Origin of the sequence: Luteibacter yeojuensis (assembly GCF_000964085.1) — a bacterium.
Lineage (GTDB): Bacteria > Pseudomonadota > Gammaproteobacteria > Xanthomonadales > Rhodanobacteraceae > Luteibacter > Luteibacter yeojuensis_A.
In genome coordinates this window covers 1-7,316 of the sequence record NZ_JZRB01000054.1, presented here as the reverse complement: position 1 = coordinate 7,316, position 7,316 = coordinate 1, and the positions used below count along the sequence as shown (strand labels likewise).

At 68.4% G+C, this 7,316-nt stretch carries 5 protein-coding genes; all 5 read right to left on the bottom strand.

Annotation, left to right across the window (positions count from 1 at the left end):
- Positions 1 to 39 precede the first annotated feature (39 nt).
- The 5 genes from VI08_RS18395 to VI08_RS18375 all read right to left on the bottom strand — a co-directional run bounded on the left by VI08_RS18395 (position 40) and on the right by VI08_RS18375 (position 7,112).
- Positions 40 to 1,029 (bottom strand): diguanylate cyclase domain-containing protein, encoded by a 990-nt coding sequence (locus tag VI08_RS18395; RefSeq protein WP_198149001.1) that lies wholly within the window; start codon positions 1,027 to 1,029, stop codon positions 40 to 42.
- Complete coding sequence (locus tag VI08_RS18390) at positions 1,026 to 1,595, bottom strand: chemotaxis protein CheB (RefSeq protein WP_045831096.1); 570 nt, start codon at positions 1,593 to 1,595, stop codon at positions 1,026 to 1,028. Before VI08_RS18390 ends, VI08_RS18395 begins: the two co-directional genes overlap by 4 nt.
- Complete coding sequence (locus tag VI08_RS18385; protein WP_084621610.1) at positions 1,592 to 2,431, bottom strand: CheR family methyltransferase; 840 nt, start codon at positions 2,429 to 2,431, stop codon at positions 1,592 to 1,594. Before VI08_RS18385 ends, VI08_RS18390 begins: the two co-directional genes overlap by 4 nt.
- A gap of 1 nt (position 2,432) precedes the next feature.
- Positions 2,433 to 6,107, bottom strand: a complete 3,675-nt coding sequence (locus VI08_RS18380; protein ID WP_045831095.1) for a response regulator — start codon at positions 6,105 to 6,107, stop codon at positions 2,433 to 2,435.
- Between the two features lie 102 nt (positions 6,108 to 6,209).
- Positions 6,210 to 7,112, bottom strand: a complete 903-nt coding sequence (locus VI08_RS18375; protein WP_045831094.1) for a CPBP family intramembrane glutamic endopeptidase — start codon at positions 7,110 to 7,112, stop codon at positions 6,210 to 6,212.
- Positions 7,113 to 7,316: the final 204 nt, after the last annotated feature.

The window sequence follows — 7,316 nt, the reverse complement described above, 5'->3', positions numbered from 1 at the left end:
GCTTTGTTGGCTTTTCGCGCACGGAGTGCGCTCCTACATTTACCTCAGGATGCAGCGGTTTTTGCCGCCGCGCTTGGCTTCGTACATGGCTTCGTCGGCGGTGGAGACGAGGCGGTCGTAGGCGTCGCGGGGCAGTGACATGGTGACGCCGATGCTTGCGCCAATGGTGGCGGGGATGCGCAGGTCGGCCACGGTGAGGGTGTACGGTTCGGCGATGGTGTCGCACAGTGACTGGCAGCGGGCGAGGGCGGCCTGGCCGTCCGTCGCGTCGTTGAGCAGCACCGCAAATTCGTCGCCGCCCAGGCGTGCCACCGTGTCGGTGCCGCGGGTGCGCGCGTCGATGCGCGCCGCGATCGCCTTCAGCAGTTCATCGCCCGCGGCATGGCCGTGCGCGTCGTTCACGCCCTTGAACCCGTCGATGTCGATGTAGGCAAGCCCGAACGGCGCGCCGCCCGCGTTTGCGGCGGCCAGCGCGTTCTCCAGCCGCTCGCGGAACAGCACGCGGTTGGGCAGGCCGGTCAGCGCGTCGTGCGTGGCCTGGTGGCGCACCAGCTGCTCCATGCGCGTGCGCTCGGCCACTTCCGTGGTGAGCTGCAGGTTGCGCTCGGAGAGCTCGTCCAGCGCGTGCTGGAGCAGGGCGCGGGCACGGTACAGCTCGAGGAAGATCTTCACCTTCGACTGCAGGATGGCGTCGTTGATGGGCTTGGCGATGTAATCCACCGCGCCGGCCGTATACCCCTTCATGCGGTTCAGGTCGTCGGCGTAGGCGGCCGTGACGAAGATGATGGGCGTCTCGCGCAGGTGCTCGGTCTCGCCGATGAGTTCGGCGACCTCGAAGCCATCCATGCCCGGCATGTTCACGTCGAGCAGCACCAGGGCGAACTCGTGGTCCAGGCACAGGGCCAGCGCGTCGTTGCCGTTGTCGGCCTCGAAGATGTCGGCGTCCGCGCGGGCCAGGAGGCGGCGCATGGCGACAAGGTTGGCGGGCGTATCGTCGACGACGAGGATCTTGGGGCGAATCGATGTCATGGGAGGCAAAGTTGGTTGAGGCGCGCCGCGATCTGGTCGAGCGGGAGGCAGGCGTCGGCACCGGCGATGTCGAGCCCGGCCCGTGGCATGACGTCGGATTCCGCGCTGGCCGGGTCCTGCACCAGCGCGTAGCCGCCCGCCTGGCGCACGGCCCTGAGGCCCTGGGCGCCATCCGAATTGGCGCCCGTCATCAGCACGGCCACCAGGCCGTCCTTCCACGCACCGGCCGCGGTCTCGAAGAGCACGTCGATGGAGGGACGCGCATAGGTTACCCGCGCATCCACGTTTAGCGAAAAATGGGCATTCGGCTCCACCAGGAGGTGGTAGCCGCTCGGGGCCACGTGGACCACGCCCGGGTCGGCCGGCTCGCGCTCGGCGGCCTCCACCACGGGCAGCGCGGATACGCGACCCAGCAATTCCACCAGCAGGGAAACATCGGCCGAGCCGGTGTGGGCGCAGACCACCACGGGCACCGCCAGCCGCCGGTCGAGCGCGGGCAGCACGCGCTGCAGGGCCGCGAGGCCCCCGGCGCTGCAACCCATCGCGATGGCGGCGCGGGCGGTCATCGGGCCAGCGGCCTCGCGACGCCGGCACCTGCCTGGTAGATGCGCAGGCCCGCGTCGATGTCGCCGAAGCTGGCGGCCGATGGCGAGAAATCGATGTTCTCGCGCGTGCCCAGGCAGAGGAACCCACCGCGCACCAGGCTGTCGCGGAACAGGCCCAGGGTGCGGTCCTGCAGCGCGTTGTTGAAATAGATGAGCACGTTGCGGCACAGGATGAGGTGCGCTTCGCAGAACACCTCGTCGGTCACCAGGTTGTGGTTGAAGAAGGTGACGTTGCGGCGCAGGCGCTGGTCGAGCTTGATGAAGTCGTAGCGGGCACTGTAGTAGTCGCTGAACGACTTCTGGCCGCCGCCTTCGATGTAGTTGCGCGACCAGTCGCGCGCGTCGCGCGTGGCGTAGATGCCCTCCGCGGCCACCTGCAGCGCGGCATCGTTGAAATCGGTGGCATAGATGCGCGTGCGCTCGTACAGCCCGGCCTCCTCCAGCAGGATCGCCAGCGAATACACCTCCTGCCCGTGCGCGCAGCCGGCCTGCCAGATGTTGATCTCGGGGTACGAGGCCAGCACCGGCAGCACCTTGTCGCGCAGCGCGCGGAACACCGGCGGGTCGCGGAACATCTCCGAGACCGGCACGGAAAGGCCTTCGATCACCCGCGTGACGAAGCCCTCTTCGTGCAGCAGGCGGCGGTTGAGCTCGCTGATGCTGCCCGCGTGGTGCGTGCGTACCAGTTGCTGTACGCGCCGTTTCAGCGATGCCGGCGCGTACTCGGTGAAGTCGTGCCCATGGCGCAGCTGCATGGCGCGCACGAACAGCTCGATCTCGATGTCCTCGACGTCCACCTCAGGCCCTTGTCGGCAGCCACACGCGGATCATCGACAGCAGGCGGTCGACGTCGATCGGCTTGGAGAGGTAATCGTTGGCACCGGCTTCCAGGCACTTTTCGCGGTCGCCGCGCATGGCCTTCGCCGTCAGCGCGATGATCGGCACGCCCGCCACGGCAGGTTTGGCGCGGATGGCGCGCATGGTGTCGTAGCCATCCATCACCGGCATCATGATGTCCATCAGCACCAGCTCGAGCCCGGCATCCTTGTCGAGCGCGTCGAGCGCCTTCTGGCCGTCCTGCGCCATCACCACGTCGATGCCCTTGCCGCGCAGCACCTTCGACAGCGCGAACAGGTTGCGCATGTCGTCGTCGACGAGCAGCACGCGGCGGCCGCGCAGGTCGGCCTCGCCCATGTCGCGGGCGGGCGTGGGCGTGGGGCGGTTCTCCGCCTTCGCCGCGGCGCTGCCGCCACCATGGCGTATCGAGTGCAGGAACAGGCTCACCTCGTCGAGCAGGCGGTCGGGCGAGCGGGCGCCCTTCACCACGATGCTGTCGGTGTACTGGCGGATCTTCATGCTCTCCTCGCGGGAGAGGTCGCGGCCGGAGTACACCACCACCGGCGGCGTGTGGCCGGATTGCGACAGGTGCTCGAGGAACTCCATGCCCGACATGCCCGGCAGGCCGAGGTCGAGCACGATGCAGTCGTAAGGTGTCTCGTTGGCCTTGGCCAGCGCTTCCTCGCCGGATGCCGCCTCCTCGATCACCACGTTATCGTCCTTCAGCAGCGTGCGCACGGCGGCGCGGGCGCTGCTGTCGTCGTCGATAACCAGCAGGTGGCGCGTACGGCCCTCGGCAAAGTGCAGCAGGCGCTCGAACGCGGTGGCGATGGATTCGCGGCTGACCGGCTTGGTGAGGAAGCCCACGGCGCCGAGCTCGAGGCCGCGGGTGGCGTCATCGGTGGCCGAGATGAAGTGCACCGGGATGTGCCGTGTGTTGGCGTCGTTCTTCAGGCGGTCGATGACCGTCCAGCCATCCATGCCAGGCAGCATCACGTCGAGCAGGATGCCCGTGGGGCGGTATTGCCGGGCCAGCGCCAGGCCGGTCTCGCCGTCGGCCGCGGCGAGCACCCGGTGGCCCTTGCGGTGGATCATGTCGGCCAGGATGCGCGCGAACGCGGGGTCGTCCTCTACCACGAGGATGACGGTATCGCCCGGGGCGATGCTTGCGCGGTCATCGTCGATCGATTCGGTGATGAGGCCCGGGGAGAGCGGCAGCGTGGCCTCGGCGGCGGCCTGCTGGCGCGACACCGGCTCGGCGCGCTCGCTGGCCGCGTCGGGGGCCTGCTCAGGGAGGAAGAGGGTGAAGGTGCTGCCCTTGCCGACTTCGCTCTCGAGCACGATATCGCCGCCGAGCAGCATGGCGATGCGCCGCGAGATGGCCAGGCCCAGCCCCGTGCCGCCGTACTGGCGGCTGGTGCTGGCGTCCACCTGCTCGAACGCATGGAACACGCGCTGGTATTTCTCCGGTGGGATGCCGATGCCCGAATCGGTCACCGCGATGCACACGGCATGCGCCGGGTCGAGGCCTTCGGGCAGGCGGGCGCCTGGGGCCGGGCGGCCGATACGCGCGCGGACGCTGCCGCTGGCCGTGAACTTGAAGGCGTTGCTGAGCAGGTTGTTCACCACCTGCTCGAGCTTGCCGCCGTCGGTGCGGAGGGTGGCCGGCAGGCCGTCCTCCACCTTCACCTCGAACACCAGCTTCTTTTCCTGCGCCACGTGGTTGAACGTACGGCCGAGCGTGCGGGCCAGGTCGGCCAGCGAGAAGTCGTCGACCATCAGCTCCATCTTGCCGGCCTCGACCTTCGACAGGTCGAGGATGTCGTTGATGAGGCGCAGCAGGTTCGAGCCGGCGTCGTGGATGATGCGGGCGGATTCCACCTGTTCGCCGGTGAGGTTCTCTTCGTCGTTGTCGGCCAGGCTGCGCGAGAGGATGAGCAGGCTGTTGAGCGGCGTGCGCAGTTCGTGCGACATGTTGGCCAGGAACTCGGACTTGTACTGGCTGGCGCGGGCCAGTTCCTCGGCCTTCTCGTGGGTTTCCTTCTGCAGCTCGACCAGGGCGTCCTTCTGCTCGTTGAGCGTGATGCTCTTCTCGCGCAGCTCCTCGTTCGAGGCGTGCAGTTCTTCGGTCTGCACGCGCAGTTCTTCTTCCGACGCGATGAGGCGCTGCGACTGCTCCTGCAGCTCGGCCGTCTTCGCGTGCAGCTCGCTGTTGGTGAGTTGCAGCGCGTCCTGCTGGTGGCGCAAGGCCTCTTCGGAGGCGCGCAGCTCGTCGGCCTGGGTTTGCGTCTGGTCGAGCAGGTCGCGCGTGCGCAGGGCGCGGGCCAGGTTCTCCAGCGACAGGGCGACGATGGGCATCAGCTCGTCGAGCAGGCGCTCCTGCAGCGCCGTGAGATGCTGGAAGCTGGCGATCTCGATGACGCCAAGCAGCGCGTCGCGCGATACCACCGGCACCAGCACCACGCTGGTGGGCGAGGCCTCGCCCGTGCCCGAGTGGATGCGGGTGTAGTCGTCGGGCACGTCCTGCAGCACGATCGTCTGGCGCGTGGCCGCCGCCTGGCCGACAAGGCCCTCGCCGAGGGCGTACTCGGCGGTGACGTGGCGGCGCTGGCGGAAGCCGTAGCTGCCGGCCAGCTCAAGGCGCTGGGTATCCTCGCGGTACATGTAGAACACACCCACGCCGGCCTTGAGCGAGGTGACCAGCTCGGTGACCAGGGCGTCGGCGAAATCGCGGTAGGTGGTGGTTTCCTGCAGGCGGTTCGATGCCTCCGCGGCGGCGGATTTCAGCCAGGTCTGCCCGGCGGTCTCGATCGCCATCTCCTTGAACACCTGCAGCGCGCGGGCGATCTCGCCGATCTCGTCGCGGCGGGTGAGCTGGCGCACCTCGATGCCGTGGTCGTGGTTGGCCAGGCGCGTCATCAGGTCGGTCATCCGCACCAGCGGGCGCGTGATGAGGCGGAAGGTCATCATGATGACGAGCGCGCCGACCACCAGGCACAGGATGAGCGAGACGATATCGACAGTCTTCGTCGTGGCCAGGGTGTCGTCGAGCGCGGCATTGCGCTTGTCGAGCAGGGTGCGCTCGGTGCTGGCCATGTCGTCGACCAGCTTGCGGATATCGGCCATCAGCACGGTGCGGCGGGCGAAGTAATCGCGGCGGATGCCGTCGCGGGCCTGGGCGGCCTCGGGGGTCACGGCATTGCCGATGGCGCGCATGGCCTCCATGCCGTTTTTCTGCGCCTCGACCTTCCAGCGGTCGAGCATGTCCTGCAGGCGGTCGATGCGGCCCTGCTGCAGCGGGTTATCGGCCGTGAGCCGGCGCAGCTCGGCGACGCTGGTGGCCAGCTCGCGGTCGGCGGCTTCGAAGTCGGCGTACTCGGTGTCGGCCTGGGTGAGCAGGTAGCCGCGCGCCGCCACCTGGCGCTGCTGGGCGTCCGCGCCCACGTCGGCCAGCCTGAGCAGCACCACGTAGGTGTGCTCGGACCAGGCCCGGGTTTCGTTCTCGCGGCCCAGCGACACCAGGTTGGCGATGCAGGCCGCCACGAACAGGGCCAGCAGGGCGCCGATGGCGATGACGATCTTGCGCTGCAGGGGCTGGTCGGCCAGCCAGTGGTGCTGCGTGTCGTTGGAAGGCATGCGATGACCGGTAGTGGGACGTGGGGTGGGGCGGTGCCTCCCCTGGCATTTACAACGAACAGGGGCGCGGCTTCCATGGTGCCCCGCACATTATCGGCAACCTCAGCCGTTTGCCTTAGCCCGGCGGGCCCAGAACGGGGGCACGAGGGTGCCGCGGCGGACGGCGATGGCCAGTAGTACGGCCGTGAGCGTCGAACAGATGCAAAGGGCCACCACCGAGGCCTCCGCGCCAAACTCCCCGCCCGTGAGCCAGTTGGGCCCCTGCATGCGCGAGGCGAGCCACCCTTTCTGTTCGAAGCCGGAGACGGGGATGCCATAGAACGGGCCCTGGGCGACATTCCAGGCGGCGTGCAGCCCCATGCAGATCCATAGCGAGCGTGTAACGTGGTAGATCAGGCCGAAAAGGAGCCCTGCCTCCAGCGCGATGGCCAGGGCACTCCACGTCGTGGCGTGCGGGTTCCAGATGTGCATGAAGCCGAAGAAGGCAGCCGAGAGCAGCAGCGATATCCACGTGCCCAGGCCCTCTTCCACGATGCGGAACAACACGCCACGGCTGATGATCTCCTCGCCCACGCCGGCACCCACGCCCAGCACGAGGATGAGGCCGAGCCAGGGCACGCCGGGGTTGGTGCCATCGACCACGTAGGCGCCAAGGGCCCACAGCGAGCCCACCACGCTGGAGAACAGCACGAAGCCGGCCACGATGCCCAGCAGCACGTGGGGCACCAGCTTGCGCAGGGCCAGTTCGTCGACGCGCCGGTTCTCGATCGTCCGCACCAGCAGCCAGTAGGCGAGGATCGGCGGCAGCAGGCGGAACAGTTCGATGAGCGGCGTGGTGTCGCCGAACGCCACCTCCTTGGGCAGCCCCAGGCCCGAGTAGACATGGCCCAGGACCATGCCGATGAGCATCATGCTGGCGGCGAAGACGAGGATGCGCGCCAGGGGCGTGCGGATGAGGCGGGCGGGCAGCGAGGGTGTCGCGACGGCGGGTTCGTTGGCGTGCATGGGCTCGATGGCATGGGGGCAGGTGCGGGCCCGAGTCTACGCAGGCATGATGGTGTTCCGATACAAGATCGTTCGTTTCCCTCCCGGTATCGTCCCGAGCCGGGGGCGCCCTGGCCCCGAAAGCACCGGAATCCCCGATGTCGACGCTGCAAGACAACGATCCCTCCAGCCCGATGAACCGGCGGGAGCAGACCTTCCCCCGCC